The sequence below is a fragment of the Hydrogenophaga sp. genome (genome assembly GCF_051860785.1).
In the GTDB taxonomy this organism is placed as follows: domain Bacteria; phylum Pseudomonadota; class Gammaproteobacteria; order Burkholderiales; family Burkholderiaceae_C; genus Hydrogenophaga.
The window spans coordinates 47164-63521 of the sequence record NZ_JBIMLB010000005.1; the positions used below are offsets into that span (position 1 = coordinate 47164).

At 67.0% G+C, this 16358-nt stretch carries 16 protein-coding genes; 11 read left to right on the forward strand and 5 right to left on the reverse strand.

Translation table 11 applies throughout. The features are described from left to right. The first annotated feature begins 83 nt into the window (after window positions 1-83). The 11 genes from ACTIF6_RS08710 (at window position 84) to ACTIF6_RS08760 (ending at window position 12622) form a co-directional block, all read left to right on the forward strand. Window positions 84-2237: a 3-hydroxyacyl-CoA dehydrogenase NAD-binding domain-containing protein gene (locus ACTIF6_RS08710; RefSeq protein WP_439587575.1), complete on the forward strand. Its 2154-nt coding sequence runs from the start codon at window positions 84-86 to the stop codon at window positions 2235-2237. 126 nt (window positions 2238-2363) lie between these two features. After that, window positions 2364-3107: a 3-oxoacyl-ACP reductase FabG gene (gene fabG, locus ACTIF6_RS08715; RefSeq protein ID WP_439587576.1), complete on the forward strand. Its 744-nt coding sequence runs from the start codon at window positions 2364-2366 to the stop codon at window positions 3105-3107. 17 nt (window positions 3108-3124) lie between these two features. After that, window positions 3125-3961 (forward strand): IclR family transcriptional regulator, encoded by an 837-nt coding sequence (locus ACTIF6_RS08720; RefSeq protein ID WP_439587577.1) that lies wholly within the window; start codon window positions 3125-3127, stop codon window positions 3959-3961. Window positions 3962-4064: 103 nt separating this feature from the next. After that, the gene (locus ACTIF6_RS08725) at window positions 4065-5411 is read left to right on the forward strand and encodes an FAD-dependent oxidoreductase (RefSeq protein ID WP_439587578.1); all 1347 of its coding nucleotides are present in this window, start codon (window positions 4065-4067) and stop codon (window positions 5409-5411) included. Between the two features lie 42 nt (window positions 5412-5453). Further along, complete coding sequence (locus ACTIF6_RS08730; RefSeq protein ID WP_439587579.1) at window positions 5454-6425, forward strand: Bug family tripartite tricarboxylate transporter substrate binding protein; 972 nt, start codon at window positions 5454-5456, stop codon at window positions 6423-6425. A 16-nt stretch (window positions 6426-6441) separates the two neighbouring features. Continuing rightward, the gene (locus ACTIF6_RS08735) at window positions 6442-7863 is read left to right on the forward strand and encodes an FAD-dependent oxidoreductase (RefSeq protein ID WP_439587580.1); all 1422 of its coding nucleotides are present in this window, start codon (window positions 6442-6444) and stop codon (window positions 7861-7863) included. 42 nt (window positions 7864-7905) lie between these two features. Next, window positions 7906-9285, forward strand: coding sequence for an FAD-dependent oxidoreductase (locus ACTIF6_RS08740; protein WP_439587581.1), 1380 nt, complete (start codon window positions 7906-7908; stop codon window positions 9283-9285). Window positions 9286-9362: 77 nt separating this feature from the next. Next, window positions 9363-10355: a Bug family tripartite tricarboxylate transporter substrate binding protein gene (locus tag ACTIF6_RS08745; RefSeq protein WP_439587582.1), complete on the forward strand. Its 993-nt coding sequence runs from the start codon at window positions 9363-9365 to the stop codon at window positions 10353-10355. 76 nt (window positions 10356-10431) lie between these two features. Next, window positions 10432-11373: a bifunctional helix-turn-helix transcriptional regulator/GNAT family N-acetyltransferase gene (locus tag ACTIF6_RS08750; protein ID WP_439587583.1), complete on the forward strand. Its 942-nt coding sequence runs from the start codon at window positions 10432-10434 to the stop codon at window positions 11371-11373. A 41-nt stretch (window positions 11374-11414) separates the two neighbouring features. Next, complete coding sequence (locus tag ACTIF6_RS08755; RefSeq protein WP_439587584.1) at window positions 11415-12032, forward strand: chromate transporter; 618 nt, start codon at window positions 11415-11417, stop codon at window positions 12030-12032. Next, a complete protein-coding gene (locus ACTIF6_RS08760; protein WP_439587585.1) occupies window positions 12029-12622 on the forward strand; it encodes a chromate transporter in 594 nt (197 codons plus the stop codon). Before ACTIF6_RS08755 ends, ACTIF6_RS08760 begins: the two co-directional genes overlap by 4 nt. A gap of 2 nt (window positions 12623-12624) precedes the next feature. On the opposite strand, the gene ACTIF6_RS08765 is transcribed toward ACTIF6_RS08760, so the two are convergent. The 5 genes from ACTIF6_RS08765 to ACTIF6_RS08785 are packed head-to-tail and all read right to left on the reverse strand — an operon-like array spanning window position 12625 to window position 16345. Next, a complete protein-coding gene (locus ACTIF6_RS08765) occupies window positions 12625-13014 on the reverse strand; it encodes a nuclear transport factor 2 family protein (protein ID WP_439587586.1) in 390 nt (129 codons plus the stop codon). Window positions 13015-13056: 42 nt separating this feature from the next. Beyond that, entirely contained in the window at window positions 13057-13380 is a 324-nt protein-coding gene (locus ACTIF6_RS08770) for a DMT family transporter (protein ID WP_439587587.1), read from the reverse strand. Window positions 13381-13432: 52 nt separating this feature from the next. Next, complete coding sequence (locus tag ACTIF6_RS08775) at window positions 13433-14155, reverse strand: SIR2 family NAD-dependent protein deacylase (RefSeq protein ID WP_439587588.1); 723 nt, start codon at window positions 14153-14155, stop codon at window positions 13433-13435. Window positions 14156-14159: 4 nt separating this feature from the next. Beyond that, window positions 14160-14903, reverse strand: a complete 744-nt coding sequence (gene rlmB, locus ACTIF6_RS08780) for a 23S rRNA (guanosine(2251)-2'-O)-methyltransferase RlmB (RefSeq protein WP_439587589.1) — start codon at window positions 14901-14903, stop codon at window positions 14160-14162. Window positions 14904-14920: 17 nt separating this feature from the next. Continuing rightward, window positions 14921-16345, reverse strand: coding sequence for a PLP-dependent aminotransferase family protein (locus ACTIF6_RS08785; protein ID WP_439587590.1), 1425 nt, complete (start codon window positions 16343-16345; stop codon window positions 14921-14923). Window positions 16346-16358 lie beyond the last annotated feature (13 nt).

Below are 16358 nucleotides of genomic sequence, written 5' to 3' on the forward strand. Positions count from 1 at the left end.
CCCCTGAAAGGGGGCAACACCAGCGGCCCGGCAAAGCCGGTTCCGCGGTGTTTCTGGACAGGAAGACATTTGGAAGCGACCGCATGAAAACCATCCGCTACGAACTCGCCGACGGCATCGCCACCCTCACCTTCGACGAGCCCGACTCGCCGGTGAACACCATGTGCGCGGACTGGCAGCGCGACCTGACCGAGGCCACCGCACAGGTGATGCGCGATGCCGCCGACATCAAGGGCATCATCCTGGCGTCGGCCAAGTCCACCTTCTTCGCCGGCGCCGATCTCAAAGGCGCGATGCGCCTGAAAGCGAGCGACGCGCCGCGCGTGTTCGCCGAGATCGAGCAGACCAAGAAAAACTTCCGCACGCTGGAGACGCTGGGCGTGCCGGTGGTGAGCTGCATCAACGGCGCGGCGCTGGGCGGTGGCTGGGAAGTGGCGCTCGTGGGTCACTACCGTGTGTCCGTCGACAACCCGAAGACCCAGCTCGGCCTGCCGGAGATCACGCTCGGCCTGATCCCCGGCGCCACCGGCATCACCAAGATGACGCGCCTGCTCGGCATCCTGGGCGCCCAGCCTTACATCTTGGAAAGCAAGCTCTTCAACCCTCGCGAGGCGCTCGACCTGGGGCTGGTGCACGAACTGGTGTCGGCCGAGGGCGACGTGCCCGCCGCCTTGCGCGATGCAGCGCTGGCCTGGATTGCCGCCAACCCGCGTCCACGCCACCCCTGGGACCAGAAGGACTACAAGATGCCCGGCGGCACGCCGGCCAACCCGAAGATCGCCGCCATGCTGGCCGTGGCGCCTGCCATGCTCAAACAGAAGACGCGCGGCCTGTACCCAGCACCCGAAGCCGCACTGGCGGCCATGGTCGAAGGTGCGCTGGTGGACTACGACACCGCGCTGCGCATCGAGAGCCGCTACCTGGCCCGGCTCATCGTGAGCCCGGCGGCGAAGAACATGATCAATACGTTCTTCTTCAACATGAACGCAATTCGCAGCGGGCACTCGCGCCCCAAGGGCATCCAGCGCTACATCCCCCGCCGCGTGGGCATCCTGGGCGCCGGCATGATGGGCGCGGGCATTGCCTACGTCCAGGCCAGCCGAGGCATCACCACCGTGCTGGAAGACGTCAGCCTGGAGAACGCCCAGCGAGGCAAGGCCTACAGCCTGAAGATCACCGACCCCCGCGTGGAAAAGGGCCAGATGAGCCCCTTCGAGCAGAAGGCGCTGCTGGACCGCATCACGGCCACCGAGTTTCCGGTCGATCTCAAGGGCTGCGACCTGATCATCGAAGCCGTGTTCGAAAACCGCGAGCTCAAGGCCGCCGTCACGCGCGAAGCCGAGCCCATGCTCGCCGCCGGCGGCTTTTTCGCCAGCAACACCTCCACGCTGCCGATCTCCAGCCTGGCCAAGGCCAGCACCAAGCCGCAGCGCTTCGTGGGGATTCATTTCTTCAGCCCGGTCGACAAGATGAAGCTGGTGGAGATCATCCGCGGCAAGCAGACCGACGACGAGACCGTGGCGCGCGCCTACGACTACGTGCAGGCCCTGGGCAAGCTGCCCATCGTGGTGAACGACTCGCGGGGCTTCTACACCAGCCGCACTTTCGGCACCTTCGTCATGGAGGGCGCGGCCATGCTGGGCGAGGGCATTCCCGCGCCGGTCATCGAAAACGCCGCCATGCAGGTCGGCATGCCGGTGGGACCGCTGGCCGTGCTCGACGAGACAGCCCTCTCGCTCTCGGTGCACGTGCTGGACCAGACGCGCGCCGACTTTGCACGCGAGGGCCGGACCTACGAGGCCTCGCCCGGCGAGCGGCTGGTGGAGCGCATGGTCAAGGAATTCAAACGCCCCGGCCGCACTGGTGGCGGTGGCTTCTACGACTACCCCGCCGGGCAGAAGAAGCACCTCTGGCCTGAGCTCAAGGGCCGCTTCGAAAAGCCCACGCTGGTCTGGAACCTGCAGGACATCAAGGACCGGCTGCTCTACCGCCAATCGGTGGAGACCGTGCGCTGTCTGGCAGAAGGTGTGCTCACCAGCGTGCACGACGCCAACATCGGCTCACTCTTCGGCATTGGCTTCCCCGCCTGGACAGGTGGTGCCATGCAGTTCATCTACGGCACCGGCATCGATGCTTTCGAGCAGCGCTGCGCCAGCCTGGCGGCCACGGATGGCAAAGGCTTTGAATTGACCCAGGCCGACAAGGACGCCATCCGGATGCACCAACCCGCTTATTGAGAACCACCCCCTGCGTCGCCTTCGGCGCCTCCCCCCTGGAAGGGGGGCAGCACCAGCGGCCCGGCAAAGCCGGTTCCGCGGTGCTCCTGGGTGGGGTCGCCGCAGTCACCAACAAACGATCTGGATATGAAACGACTCGAAGGAAAAGTCAGCCTCATCACCGGCGGGGCACAAGGTATCGGACTGGCCACCGCGCTGAAGTTTGCCCAGGAGGGATCGACCGTGGTGGTCTGCGACGTGAAGCAGGCCGGCGTGGACGAAGCCGTCAGGCAGTGTGAAGCCCTTGGCGTGCACGCACTGGGTTTCGTGATGGACGTGACGCAGCGTGCGATGGTGGACGACGTGGTGGCGCAGGTGCAGCAGCGCCTGGGCCGTATCGACGTGCTGGTGAACAACGCCGGCATCACGCAGGACGCACGCCTGCAGAAGATGACGCTGGAGCAGTTCGACCGCGTGATCGATGTGAACCTGCGCGGTGTGTTCCATTGCGCGCAGGCGGTGGCCGACGGCATGACCGCGCAGGGCAGCGGCGTGATCCTCAATGCCTCCTCGGTCGTCGGCATTTATGGCAATTTCGGCCAGACGAACTACGCTGCGAGCAAGTTCGGCGTGATCGGCTTCACCAAGACCTGGAGCCGTGAACTTGGACCCAAGGGCGTGCGCGTGAATGCCGTGGCACCCGGCTTCATCACCACGCCCATCCTCTCCACCATTCCCGACAAGGTGATCACCGAGATGGAGCACCGCGTGCCCCTTCGCCGCCTGGGCCGCCCGGAGGAAATCGCCAACGTGTATGCCTTCCTGGCCAGCGACGAGGCCAGCTACGTCAATGGCGCGGTGATCGAGGTGTCTGGCGGCATGTCGGTCTGACGCCCGCCGTTCCCGCCATGCCTGAACGCGAGCGGAAGAAGCGAACCGCCGCCCCCGGGCCGTCGCCGGGCAAGGTTGCAGCGCCGCGGCCATCCAGCGTCAAGTCGGCCGATCGCGTGCTGGATCTGCTTGAACTGCTGTCCGGCACCGGCCGGGCCATGAGCCATGCAGAGCTCTCGCGCCGCTCTGCCATTCCCAAAGGCAGTCTCACACCCCTGCTGCGCAATCTGGTCGCACGCGGCTACGTCGAGCATGCGGAGCCCACGCAAGACTACCGACTGGGCGAGCGCGCCTACGCGCTGGCCAGGCGCGGCGCGCACAACCGGGACCTTGTCAAGCTCAGCCAGCAGTGGCTGGACCGCCTGGTTCAGGTCACCGGCGAGTCGGCCTTGTTGAGCGTGATGCGAGACGACATGGCCGAGCGCATTGCCGCGGCGGAGACCAGCCGCGCCGTCCTCTACGCCACCCACGTCGGTGTCCTGTCACCGTTGTACGCAACCTCGGGCGGAAAGATCCTGCTGGCATGGCTCTCGCCCGCGGAGCGGGAGGCCTATTTGAGAAAGGTGCCGCTGCGCCCGAGGACGGAGAAGACGATCCGCTCGGTCAACGTGCTGCGACGTCAGTTGCAGGTCGTGCGCAATGAGGGCATTGCCTGGTCGTGGGGCGAATTCACCGCTGGCATCGTTGGCGTGGCCGTGCCCGTGCTTGACGTGCACGGCCGAGCCATCGCAGCACTTGGCGTCGCGCTGCCAGAGAGTCGGCTCGACGACGAGCGCAAGTCCGCGCTGCTGGCGGCGCTTCGGTCGACAGCCGCAGAGATTGCGGACGCGGTGAGCGCCGCCGCCTCCAAATAGCGTTCACATACGCAAACATCGTCTGGCTGGAAGTGGCTCGCCGCGGCCACACTGCGCGTCTTTATCAGCAACCTGTTGACAGGTGCTCCAGGAGACAAAGCAGATGGCACATCCAGCCACGATTCAAGAATCACTCACGACGCCAGTGGCGGGCGCGTTCGACGTGATCGTCGTCGGCGGCGGCGCCTCGGGCACCGTGGCGGCCATCGCCGCCGCGCGCTGCGGTGCACGCACCCTGATCCTGGAGCGCAGCGGTTGCCTCGGCGGCGCCGCCACCACCAACCTCGTCGCTCAATGGGTCGCGTTCTTCCACGGCGACACCCGCGTGGTCGGTGGCATCCCGTTCGAACTGGCGCAGAAGGTGCAGGAGGCGGGCGGGTCCGATGGCTTCCACACCTACGTCATGGGTGAAGCGGCCGGTACGCCCTTTCCGCTCAGGGTTCTGCCCTTCAACCCGGAGAAGGTCAAGACGGTACTGGACACGGCCGTGGCCCACGCAGGCGCGCAAGCGCTGCTGCACACGACTTTCGCGCGCGCGCTGATGAACGGAAACCGTGTCGATGGCGTCGTCGCCGAAACCATCCAGGGGCGCCAGGCCTTCCTGTCCCGGGTCGTCATCGATGCGTCGGGCGATGCGCTGGTCTGCAAGAGCGCCGACGTGCACTGCCATGGCGCCCATGAGCAGGACGCCGGTGAACGCCAGCCCTGCACCCTCTCCTTCCGCCTGTCCAATGTCGACGTCGTCCGTTTCAGGGCCGTCCCTGCCCAAGAGCGGCGCCGCCTCGTGCTGGGTGGCCTGGCGCGCGGCGAGTTGTTCTGGGAAAGCCTTTCGTTCGTCAGCACACCCGGCGGCACCGACGCGATCTGCCTCATGAGTCGCATCAATGGCATTGATGCCCTCGACGCGGCAGACGCTTCGCGGGCCGAGCAGGAAGGCCGGCGCCAGATCGAAAGCATCGTGTCCTTTCTGAACCGGGAGATCCCCGGGTTCGAACAGGCGCTGCTCGCGGGCATTGCCGAACGCGTGGGCGTGCGCGAGACGCGCCGCATTGCGGGCCGCTATACGCTGACCGAGGAAGACATCATGGGCGAAAAGGCCTTCGACGACAGCATCGCGCTGGGCGCGGGCCCGATGGATCAGCACCAGCCCGGCGGCACTGGCATCCGCTTGTACGCGCCACCCTCGCCGTTCGAGATTCCGCTGCGCTGCCTGATCCCGGAGACGGCCGAGGCGCTGCTGGTCTGCGGGCGCACCCTGGGCGCGACCCGTGAGGCAATGGCAGGCGCCCGCCACATGGCTACGTCCATGGCCATGGGCCAGGCGGTGGGCACCCTCGCAGCCCTGGCCGCTGGCAGCCAACGCATGCCCAGCGAGATCCCCGCTGCCGAACTGCAGCAACGGCTCGTCGAAGCCGGCGTGCTGCTCAGGCGCTCGCAAGTGGGCACCTGAGCAGCCATCACCCGATTTTTTCCATTCATAAAGGAGACCGACATGGCCAGACGATCGAGCCTGAATTTCTTGATGGGCGCCGCACTGTTGCTGGGTGGCACCGCCGCCGCGCAGGACTGGCCGAACAAGACCACCACGGTGATCAACCCCTTCAGCGCAGGGACGACCACCGACGCCGTGGCCCGCGTGGTCGCCGACGGACTGCAGAAGAAGTCCACCCAGAGCTTCGTCGTCGAGTCGCGCCCCGGCGCGGGCGGCATGATTGGCACCTCGATCGTGGCGCGTGGTCCAGCGGATGGCAGCTTGTTCGGCGTCAGCATTGCCGGCCCGCTGGTCAACAACACGCTGCTCTACAAGAGCATGGCCTACGACCCGGCCAAGGACCTCGTGCCTCTCACACTGGGTGTGCACCAGCCCTGCCTGATGATCGTCTCGAAGTCGCTGGGCGTCAGCACCCTGCCCCAGCTGGTCAACCTGCTGACCAGGAATCCAGGCAAATACAACTACTCCTACGTGGGCGCCGGCTCGCTCGGCCATCTCGTGATGGTCATGCTGGGCAACAAGAGCGGCACGGAGATCGTCCCGGTCATGTACCCGGGCGCCGTGCAGGCGACCACCGCGGTGATGACGGGGGAAGTTCAGATGGGCTGCCTGCCGGCGCAGGCCACGATCACGCAGGTGCGGGCCGGCAACGTCGTCCCCGTCGCGGTGTCCACCGCCCAGCGCGCCCAGCTCTTGCCCGACGTGCCATCCCTGAGCGAGTTCTACCCCGAGATCGTGGGCAGCGCCTGGATGGGCTTCGTGGCACCGGCAGGCATCTCCCCCGCGCTCGCGCAGCGCATGAGCGCGTCCATCGGCGAGGTGCTGCGACAGCCCCAGGTGGTCGAGCAGTTGCGCCAGCAATTCATGGAGCCTGCCGCAGGCACGCCCGAGGAATTCAGGGCCTTCATGAAAGACGAGCTGGCCCGCTGGAAACCGGTGATCGAACAGAACCGGATCACGGTAGACAAGTGAACGAACGGACACATGCATGAAGGAATCGATGAGCAAACCCAATCCACTGGGCACCGTGCGGCAACACATTCCCGTGACGGCGCAGGCCGACGTGGTGGTGATCGGCGCCGGGCCAGGGGGCTTTGCTGCAGCCCTGCGGGCGCGCCGGGAAGGCTGCAGCGTCGTCGTGCTGGAGCGCTTCGACATGCCGGGAGGCGTGCACACCTCAGGTCTGCAGGGTGCTGCCAACACCGGCATCGGTGGCATACACACCGAACTGATGGAGCGTTTCGCCGAAGCCGGCTGCATCTACACCGTCACCGAGCAGGACCTGCCCGATTGGGCGGGCAACCCGCTTTCGCACTACGACCACTACCTGCAGCCGGGCAGCGCGTTCCAGCGCAGTTCGTTCAATCCCGATGGCGCCGGCAACGTCATGATCGCCATGCTCGAAGAGGCGGGTGTCACGGCGATCTACGGCGCGGCCTTCACGGACGTGGAAATGGTCCAGGAGGGCGATGAACGCCGGATCACCCACGCCATCTTCGAAACGGTCGAAGGCCGCCAGGCGATCGCGGGGCGCGTGTTCGTCGACGGATCCGGAACCTCGGAAGTCGTGGCCCGGTCCGGCGCGCCGTTCGTGCGCGGCGGCGGCCGCCAGCCGGAGACCGTCGAGAAGGATCCCCAAAGCCGCCCTGTCCCGGGTGGACTGCTGTGGATCATGGGCGGCATCGACTTCGCGCGGACGGCGGCCTACCAGAAGAGGGAGAACGACCCCACCCTGCGCAAGCTGATCCAGAAGGCGCGCGAGGCCGGCGACATCCCGGATCTGCTCTACCGGCCACGCCTGGCGGAGTCGGGCGTGTACGGCGACCACTACATCGGACACCCGACGGTGGACATGAGCCCGATCCAGGGACCGGGCACCTTCATCCTCTGGCAGAACGTTCCCTACGAGTGGGCACTGCACATGGACGACGACGCCGAACACGCCACCCGCGCCAAGAAGGCATTGCGCGGCCTCATCGATTCGGAGGCGCGCTTCCTGATCAAGTACGTGCCCGGCTTCGAGAAGGCCTTCATTGCGCACGTGGGCCGCTACGTCGGCGTGCGCGACGGACGCCATCCCGTTGGCGAGTACGTCTTCTCCATCGACGACGCGCGAACCGGCCGCCACTTCGAGGATGCCGTCACCCGGCCGATGACAAAGACGTTCTTCTGGGACGCCTACCAGCGCCACACCTTCGAGATTCCCTACCGCTGCTTCCTGCCCAGGCAGGTCGACAACCTGCTGCTGACCGGCGCGTCGCTCTCGTTCACCTTCGAGACGATCTTCATGGTGATGCGCAACTTCCCATGGTGCACACAGACCGGCGAGATCGCTGGGGTGGCCGCGGCGCGCTCGATCCAGCAGGGCATCCCGCCCAAGCAGTTGCGCTGGACCGAGCCGCTCTTTTGACCCGTTGAACCCCTCTCGCCGACTTCAGAAAGGACAGGAGACATGACCGCCATCCCCTCCATCATCGAGAACATCACGACCCCGGTTCTGGCCGAGTACGACGTCGTCGTGGCAGGCGGGGGCGCCTCCGGCCTGACGGCCGCCATTGCGGCAGCACGCACGGGCGCTCGCACCGCGCTGGTGGAGCGCTCGGGCTGCCTGGGTGGTACAGCCACGTCGGGCATGGTCGCGCAGTGGGTGGGCTTCTTCAATGGAGACATCCGCTGCGTTGGCGGCATTGCCTACGAGCTCGCCATGCGCGTGCAGGCCATGGGCGGCAGCGATGGTTTCCGGCGGTACACGATGGCCGAGGCCAGCGCCAGCCCGGTGACGATCACCAACTTCCCGTTCAACCCGGAAATCGTGAAGATCGCCGCCGACGAGATGGCTCGCGAGGCGGGAGTCGACGTGCTCCTGCACTCGCGCATCGCCCGGCCGATCGTCAACGGCGCGCGCGTGGGCGGTCTGGTCATGGAAAGCGTTTCGGGCCGCCAGGCCCTGCGCGCGGGAATGCTGGTGGATGCCACCGGGGACGCCGCCCTGGCCGCTGCGGCCGGAATTCCCTGCGTGGGTGAGGAACCCGAACTGCGCCGCCAGCGACAACCCTGCACGCTGGTGTTCCGCATGTCCAACGTGGATGTCGGCACCTTCAGGGCACTGCCGCGTGAAGAGAAACGCGCCCTCGCACTCTCGGGCCTGCAGGAGGGAAAGCTGGCCTGGGAAAGTCTTTCCTTCTGCAGCACGCCTGGCGAGCGCGACGCCGTGTGCCTGATGAGCCGCATCCCGGACATCGATGCGCTCGACGTCCACGACCTGACCCGGGCCGAACAGATCGGGCGCCAGCAGATCAAATCCATCGTGCAGTTCCTCCGGGAGCGCGTGCCCGGCTTCGAGGCATCCATCCTGGGTGGCATCGCCGAACACGTGGGCGTGCGCGAGACCCGCCGCATCGTGGGCCGGCACACGCTGACCGAACAGGAAATCGTCAGCGGCACCCGCTTCAAGGACGCGGTGGCACTTGGCGCCGGCCCGATGGACCTGCACGAGCCCGGCGGCACCGGTGTGGATCTGTGGATGCCACCGGCGCCTTTCGAGATTCCCCTGTCCTGCCTGCTGCCGCAGTCCGTCGAAGGCATTGTGGTCACCGGCCGGGCCATCTCCGCCACCCGCGAAGCCAATGGTGGCGCGCGGCACATGGGCACGGCCATGTGCCTGGGCCATGCGGCCGGCGTGTACGCAGCGCTGGCATCGCGCGGTGAGGCCAGCCCGGCGCAGCCCGCAGCCGAGCGGGTGCGGGAGCTGCTGCGCAGCCAGGATGCGCTGGTTTCTTCCGATGAAGCCGTAGCGCTTGAACGCCGCAACGAACCGTTGACGACCGCGTAAGCAACCCGAAGCCGGCAGCAACGCTGCCCCCGGCCCTTCCATTTCCCATTCGGTCCCTGGACCACAGAAAGGCAACCATGTCCAAGCGTCAACGACTCCAAGCCATCTCCGCCACGTTGCTCGCGCTGTCGCTGCCAGCCCTGATGCCGCAGGCAGTGCACGCGCAGGCGGCGAGCTTTCCAAACAAACCCATCAAGCTGGTCGTTCCGTTTCCGCCCGGCGGCCCCTCCGACACCACCGCGCGCTCCATCGCCGAGGGTCTGGGCAAGGTGCTTGGACAACCCGTGGTGGTCGAAAACAAGCCCGGCGCGGGCGCCATCGTCGGCAGCGAGACCGTGCTGGCGCAGCCCTCCGATGGCCACACCCTGTTGATGGCCAGCAATGTGATCTCGACCGGCAAGTGGCTGTTCCCGCGCATGACGTTCGACCCGCTGCGCGACTTCCGGGCCGTGGCCGGTGTGTTCCGCAGCCCCCACCACGTCGTCGTGTCGCCGAGCTTTCAAGGACAGGGCATCCAGGACCTGATCACCATGGCGAAACAGCAGGAGGGGCGCATGAACTACGGCTCCGGCGGATCGGGCACCATGCCGCACCTGGGCGCCGAACGGTTCAAGCAGGTCACCGGCGTCGGACTCGTGCACATTCCGTATCGGGGTTCTGCACCGGCCAACACCGCCGTGCTCGCCAACGAAGTCCCGGTGCATTTCGACATTGGCTTTTCGGTGCAACCGCTGATGAAGGCCGGCCGTCTGCGCTCGCTCGGCGTCACCTCGCTCAAGCGCTCGCCCCAGTTTCCCGACGTGCCAACGCTTGACGAACAGGGTCTCAAGGGATTCGAGCTCTACTCCACGTTCGGCATCGTGGCCCCCACAGGCACGCCCGACGCCGTGGTCGCCAAGCTGAACCAGGCCATCAACCAGGTGATGGAAACACCAGAGTTCAAACAGCGCCTTGAGACCCTGGGCGCCGAGAAGATTGGTGGAGAGCCCGAGGTGTTCCAGCGCATGATCAACGACGACCATCAGCTCTGGGGCGAGGTCATCCGCAAGGCAAACATCCGGCTCGACTGATCTGGCGTCTGATGATTTAATTGCCGATGGCTCCTATTAAGTTGCCAAAGTCAACTTAATAGGCCAGAATTCGGGCATGACCACGCCCGACACTCTCTCGGTTGACCCGCTGCAGGTTCGCGCGCTGCGCGCCTTCAACCGCTTCTACACCCAGCGCACCGGCTTGCTCGACCCCTACCTCGGCAGCGACTTCTCGCTCACCGAGGTCCGGGTGCTCTACGAGCTGGCGCACCACGCGCCCTGCACCGCCAGCGATCTCAAGCGCCGCCTGCTGCTCGACGCGGGCTACCTCAGCCGCATCCTGCGGCGCTTCGGCTCGGCGGGCTGGGTTGCGCGCTCACGCTCCACGGTCGATGCCCGGCAACTGGCCTTGAGCCTCACACCGGAGGGTCGCGCCGTGTTCGAACCCCTGCAGCAAAGCTCACGCGAAGAAGCCGCGCGCCTGCTTGCGCCGCTGCCCGAGACCCAGCGTGAAACGCTGGTGGCAGCACTGGCGCGGGCACAGAGCCTGCTGGAATCCCAGGGCACGCCCACTTCACACACCGCCGTGCTGCGCGATCCCCGCCCGGGCGACATGGGCTGGGTGGTGCAGCAACATGGTGAGCTGTATGCGCGCGAATACGGCTGGAACAGCGAATTCGAGGCGCTGGTGGCCGAGATCGTGGCCGGCATGATCCGCCAGCACGACCCGGTGCACGAACGCGGCTGGATCGCCGAGCTCAATGGCGAGCGCGTGGGCTCCGTGTTCGTCGTGCGCAAGAGCGAGACCGAAGCGCAACTGCGCCTGCTCATCCTCACCCCCGCCGCGCGCGGCCTGGGCCTGGGCGCACGCCTCACGGACGAATGCCTGGCCTTCGCCCGCGCCAAGGGCTACCGCCGCATGGTGTTGTGGACCAACGCCAACCTGGCGGCCGCACGCGCCATCTATGCCCGGCGAGGCTTCGTGCTGGAGCACAGCGAGCCGTACCGGGGCTACGGGCACGATCTGGTGGGCGAGACCTGGGCGCTCGACCTCTGAGACAGCAGGGCCGTCGGGCCGAACCGATAATCAAGGTCACCATGCCAGAGCCCCAGCCCGCCCCCGCCCAGGAACTCCACCAACCCACCTCCAAGACCGACCTTTTCGTCTCGTTCACCTGGCTCGCGCTGCAGGGCTTCGGCGGCGTGCTGGCGGTGGTGCAACGCGAGCTGGTGGAGAAAAAACGCTGGATGACGCGCGAGCAGTTCGTGGAGGACTGGGCCGTGGCGCAGATCATGCCGGGACCGAACGTGGTCAACCTCTCCATGATGATCGGCGGGCGCTACTTCGGACTGCCGGGCGCGCTCGCCGCACTCGCCGGCATGCTGGCCGCACCCATGGTCGTGGTGCTGCTGCTGGCCGTGCTCTATGGCAACGTGGCCGACAACCCCCTTGCGCAGAACGCGCTGCGCGGCATGGGCGCTGTGGCTGCGGGCCTCATTGCCGCCACCGGCATCAAGCTCATCAGCGCGCTCGACAAGAATGCCATGGGCCTGGGCGTGTGCATCGCTCTGGCAGCCCTCACCTTCGTGGCAATTGCGCTGCTGCGCTGGCCTTTGCTGTGGGTGCTGCTCGGCATCGGGGGCTGTGCCTGCCTGTGGGCCTACCGCGTGCTGTCCGACGTGGACGCCGACCGCCAGAAAGACGCACGGCCATGATGCCACCCACCCCAGAGAACTGGCTCGACCTGTTCACCCACTTCGCCTCGCTGTCGCTGCTGGGGGTGGGCGGCGCCATCACCACGGCGCCCGACATGCACCGCTACCTCGTCTACCAGAACGGCTGGCTCAGCGAATCGCAGTTCACCTCGTCGATTGCACTCTCGCAGGCCGCGCCGGGCCCCAACGTGCTCTTCGTCGCGCTGCTGGGCTGGAACGTCGGCCTCAACGCTGGCGGTGGCCCCAGTGCCGGCTGGCTCGCATGGGCGCTGGCCTTCTTCGGTGTGCTGGTGACCATGCTGGCCATCCTGCTGCCGTCCTCGGTGCTCACCTACACCGCCACGCGCTGGGCACACCAGAACCGCGAACTGCGCGCCGTGCGCGCTTTCAAGACCGGCATGGCCCCCATCGTGATCGCCCTGCTGATTGCCACCGGCTGGCTGCTCACCGGCTCACACGATCACCCGGCGCGCGACTGGCGGCTATGGCTGCTCACCGCCGTGGCCACGGTGCTGGTGTGGCGCACGAAACTGCATTTGCTGTGGATGATCGGCGCGGGCGCCGTGCTGGGGGCGCTGGGACTGGTCTGAATCTACTGGTTGGCCTGCAGCATGGCCGCCATCTTCTGGTGGATCAGATTGATGGCCTTGAGCGGGCGGATCATCACCTTGAAGTCGACGATGCGGCCGTCATCGTTCCAGCGGATCATGTCGACACCGTTGACGGTGATGCCATCGATCTCGACTTGGAATTCCAGCACCGCGTCGCGCGGCCCCACGACCTCGCGCACGTAGCGAAAGGATGCATTGAAGAACACCTGGAAGGCCGCCGCCAGGTACTGCGTGGTCACCGCCTTCCCGGTCTGCGGCGTGTGGACCACCGGCGAATGGAACACCACGTCGTCGGCAAGCAGCTCCTGCAGGCCTCTGGCGTTGCGGGTCTGAACCAGTTCGTGCCAGAGGTCGAGCGTGGCAATGGGCATGGGTGTCTCCGTGTGGTGGGCGAGCGGCCATTGTGGCCGGACTCAATGCGCGGTGGAAGACAGGTTGACGATCACGACGCCCGCGATGATCAAGCCCATGCCGAACATCGTCGGCACGCTCAGCGTCTGCCCCATCCAGAGCCAGCCGATGAGCGAGATGAGCACGATGCCCACGCCCGACCAGATGGCGTACGCCACCCCAGTGGACATGGTGCGAAGCACCAGCGACAGAAAGTAGAAAGCGATGGCATAGCCCAGCACAGTGACAAGGCTGGGCACGAGACGACTGAAGTTCTCGGACAGTTTCAGCGCGCTGGTGGCGATGGTTTCGGCGACGATGGCAATGGCGAGGTACAGGTAGGTCATGCCCGGATTCTCCGGCATGGACCGCCCTATGCCGTCCGTCGTGCCCCAGGGCTCACGCCAGCAACGCTGGCAGGCAGACCGCTGCCGGCTCGCGCAGGCAATGTTCGGCCACCGCATCGAGCGGTGTCGGCTCGGGGTTGACGACGACCACGCGCGCGCCGCACTGGTGCGCCGTGAACGCAAGGCCTGCGGCCGGATAGACCTCGCCCGAGGTACCGACGACGAGCATGAGATCGGCATGGCGAACCGCGTCTTCGGCGCTCGCCAGCGCATCCACCGGCAGGTTTTCGCCAAACCACACCACCGCCGGGCGGCGCAGGTTGCCGCACACGCTGCAATGCGGTGGGTGGCCAGGCTCGATGTTCTCCCCTTGGCAACACGCGCGGGGTGCGTCAAGCCATTGGTCTTCGGCGATGCTGCCGTGCAGGGCCAGCGCATCGGTGTTGCCAGCGCGCTGGTGCAGGCCGTCCACGTTCTGGGTGACGAGCGTCAGGCGCCCGGGGTGTTGCTGTGCAAAGGCCGCCAGTGCCCGATGCCCGGCGTTGGGCACCACACCGGCCAGTGCCTCGCGCCGGTGGGCGTACCACTCCCAAACGCGCTGCGGGTGGGCGCGGAACGCGGCCTCGGTCGCCAGGTCTTGCGGATTGAACCTTGCCCACAGGCCGGTCTGCGCATCCCGGAAGGTGGGTACGCCGGACTCGGCGCTCATGCCCGCGCCGGTCAGCACCACGAGGTGGCGCGCATCACGGACCCAGGCGCGCACCATCTCACGCATCGTTTCAGCTGCGCTGGCGCAGCGCTTCGTAAAGGCACACGCCACTGGCCACCGACACGTTCAGGCTTTCCACCGCGCCGGCCATGGGAATGCTCACGAGTTCGTCGCAGGTCTTGCGGGTGAGCTGGCGCATGCCCGCACCTTCGGCACCCAGCACGAGCGCCACCGGGCCTTTCAGGTCGACCTGGTACAGCGTCTTCGGCGCGTCGTCGCTGGTGCCGATGACCCAGATGTTGCGTTCCTTGAGTTCCCCCAGCGTGCGCGCCAGGTTCGTCACCATGAAGTAAGGCATGGTCTCGGCCGCACCACTGGCCACCTTGGCCACGGTGGCATTGATGCCGGCCGCGTGGTCCTTGGGCGCAATCACGGCGTGCGCGCCTGCGCCATCGGCCACACGCAGGCAGGCCCCCAGGTTGTGAGGGTCGGTGATGCCGTCGAGCACCAGCAGCAGCGGCGCAGCGCCGGTGGGCTCGAGCTGTTCCAGCAGGTCGTCGAGCGAGCGCGCCTGCGCGACCGGTTCCACCCTTGCGGCCACGCCCTGGTGGCCATGGCTGCCGGCGAGCTTGGCGATGCGCAGGCCATCGGCTTCGATCAGGCGCACGTTGGCCTCGCGAACCTTGTCCAGGAACTGGCGCATGCGCGCGTCGCGTCGCGTGGGTTCGAAATAGATCTCGATGATGGATTGCGGCGCGGTCTTCAGGCGCACGCCCACGGCGTGAAAGCCGAACAGCACTTTGGGGGATGACATCCCCGGATTATCGATGCTCAGACGCCCTGTGCCAGTTCGCCCAGGCGGCGCAGAGCACCGTCGAAGCGCGCGTCGCCCGGATGTCCGACGTTCAGGCGCAAGTGGTGTGTGAATCGCCGGTCGGCAGAGAACAGCACACCCGGTGCCGTGCTGATGGCGTGTTCTCTTGCGCGGTGGTGCAAGGCAAGCGCATCCACCGGCGGGGGCAATTCCAGCCACAGGAAGTAGCCCCCGAGCGGCCGCGTGACGCGCGTGCCGGTGGGAAAATGCCGCTCGACCAAGCGCAATGCGCGCTGCTGTTGCGCGGCCAGCGCCTCGCGCAGGCCGCGCAGGTGGCGGTCGTAGCCGCCCTGCGCCAGGTACTCGGCCACCGCAAGCTGGGGAGGCAGTGCCGTGGCCAGCGAGCTCATCATCTTCAGACGCTCCACCGTCGGTGCGAAACGGCCTGCAGCCGCCCAGCCCACCCGGTAGCCCGGCGCCAGGCACTTGGAGAACGACGAGCAATGCAGCACCCAGCCATCGCGGTCGAACGCCTTGGCCGGCGGCGGGCGGCGGGCACCGGCGTGCAGCTCGCCGTAGACGTCGTCCTCGATCAGCGGCACGCGGTGATGAGCGAGCAGCTCCACCAGTGCCTGCTTGCGCGCCGGCGGCATGAGCGCACCCAGCGGGTTCTGGAAACTGGGCATGAACCAGCAAGCGGCCACCTTCTGGCGCGACAGCAGCTCACCCAGCGCATCCACATCGACACCGTCGCGCGGATCGGTTGCCACCTCCACCGCGTTCAGGTGCAGCCGCTCCAGTGCATGCAGGGCGGCGTAGAAGGTGGGCGATTCCACCACCACCAGATCGCCGGGTTTCGTCACCGCCTGCAGGCACAGGTTCAGCGCCTCCATGGCGCCGTTGGTGATGATGGGCTCGTTCTCCGCCATGGGTACGCCGTGCAGGGCGTAGCGCCGTCGCAGCGCTTGCCGCAGGCCCTCGTCGCCCGCGGTCAGCGCGCCGGTGATGCGTGTGGCAGGCAGCCTTCGCATGGCCCGCGCACCGCTGCGCGCGAGCGCATCGAAGGGAAAGAGGTGCGATGCCGGAAACGCAGACCCGAGCGGGATCACGTCGGTGTCTCGCGTGGAGTCCAGCAAGGCGTACACCAGTTCGCTCACGGCCACCGGCGTGGCTTCGTCTCGGGGTTGGGCCGCTTGCGGCACGGCGCGCGGCGCGCGTCGGCCCGCCCGCACATAGAAACCCGAGCGCGCCCGCGCCTCGACCAGCCCCCGGGATTCCAGCTGCCCATAGGCCTGGAACACCGTGGAAGGGCTCATGCCGCGCTGCACGCAGGTCTGGCGCACCGAGGGCAGGCGCTCGCCCGGTCGCAACACACCAGCCTGGATGCCTTCGGCCAGCTCTTCAGCGAGCTGCTGGTAGCGCTTGATCTGCGTGTTTTTCATATCATCTGATCCG

Coding starts and splice junctions, on each gene's coding strand:
- ACTIF6_RS08710 (WP_439587575.1), top strand. CDS start 84: ATGAAAACCATCCGCTACGAACTCGCCGACGGCATCGCCACCCTCACC.
- fabG (WP_439587576.1), top strand. CDS start 2,364: ATGAAACGACTCGAAGGAAAAGTCAGCCTCATCACCGGCGGGGCACAA.
- ACTIF6_RS08720 (WP_439587577.1), top strand. CDS start 3,125: ATGCCTGAACGCGAGCGGAAGAAGCGAACCGCCGCCCCCGGGCCGTCG.
- ACTIF6_RS08725 (WP_439587578.1), top strand. CDS start 4,065: ATGGCACATCCAGCCACGATTCAAGAATCACTCACGACGCCAGTGGCG.
- ACTIF6_RS08730 (WP_439587579.1), top strand. CDS start 5,454: ATGGCCAGACGATCGAGCCTGAATTTCTTGATGGGCGCCGCACTGTTG.
- ACTIF6_RS08735 (WP_439587580.1), top strand. CDS start 6,442: ATGAAGGAATCGATGAGCAAACCCAATCCACTGGGCACCGTGCGGCAA.
- ACTIF6_RS08740 (WP_439587581.1), top strand. CDS start 7,906: ATGACCGCCATCCCCTCCATCATCGAGAACATCACGACCCCGGTTCTG.
- ACTIF6_RS08745 (WP_439587582.1), top strand. CDS start 9,363: ATGTCCAAGCGTCAACGACTCCAAGCCATCTCCGCCACGTTGCTCGCG.
- ACTIF6_RS08750 (WP_439587583.1), top strand. CDS start 10,432: ATGACCACGCCCGACACTCTCTCGGTTGACCCGCTGCAGGTTCGCGCG.
- ACTIF6_RS08755 (WP_439587584.1), top strand. CDS start 11,415: ATGCCAGAGCCCCAGCCCGCCCCCGCCCAGGAACTCCACCAACCCACC.
- ACTIF6_RS08760 (WP_439587585.1), top strand. CDS start 12,029: ATGATGCCACCCACCCCAGAGAACTGGCTCGACCTGTTCACCCACTTC.
- ACTIF6_RS08765 (WP_439587586.1), bottom strand. CDS start 13,014: ATGCCCATTGCCACGCTCGACCTCTGGCACGAACTGGTTCAGACCCGC.
- ACTIF6_RS08770 (WP_439587587.1), bottom strand. CDS start 13,380: ATGACCTACCTGTACCTCGCCATTGCCATCGTCGCCGAAACCATCGCC.
- ACTIF6_RS08775 (WP_439587588.1), bottom strand. CDS start 14,155: ATGCGTGAGATGGTGCGCGCCTGGGTCCGTGATGCGCGCCACCTCGTG.
- rlmB (WP_439587589.1), bottom strand. CDS start 14,903: ATGTCATCCCCCAAAGTGCTGTTCGGCTTTCACGCCGTGGGCGTGCGC.
- ACTIF6_RS08785 (WP_439587590.1), bottom strand. CDS start 16,345: ATGAAAAACACGCAGATCAAGCGCTACCAGCAGCTCGCTGAAGAGCTG.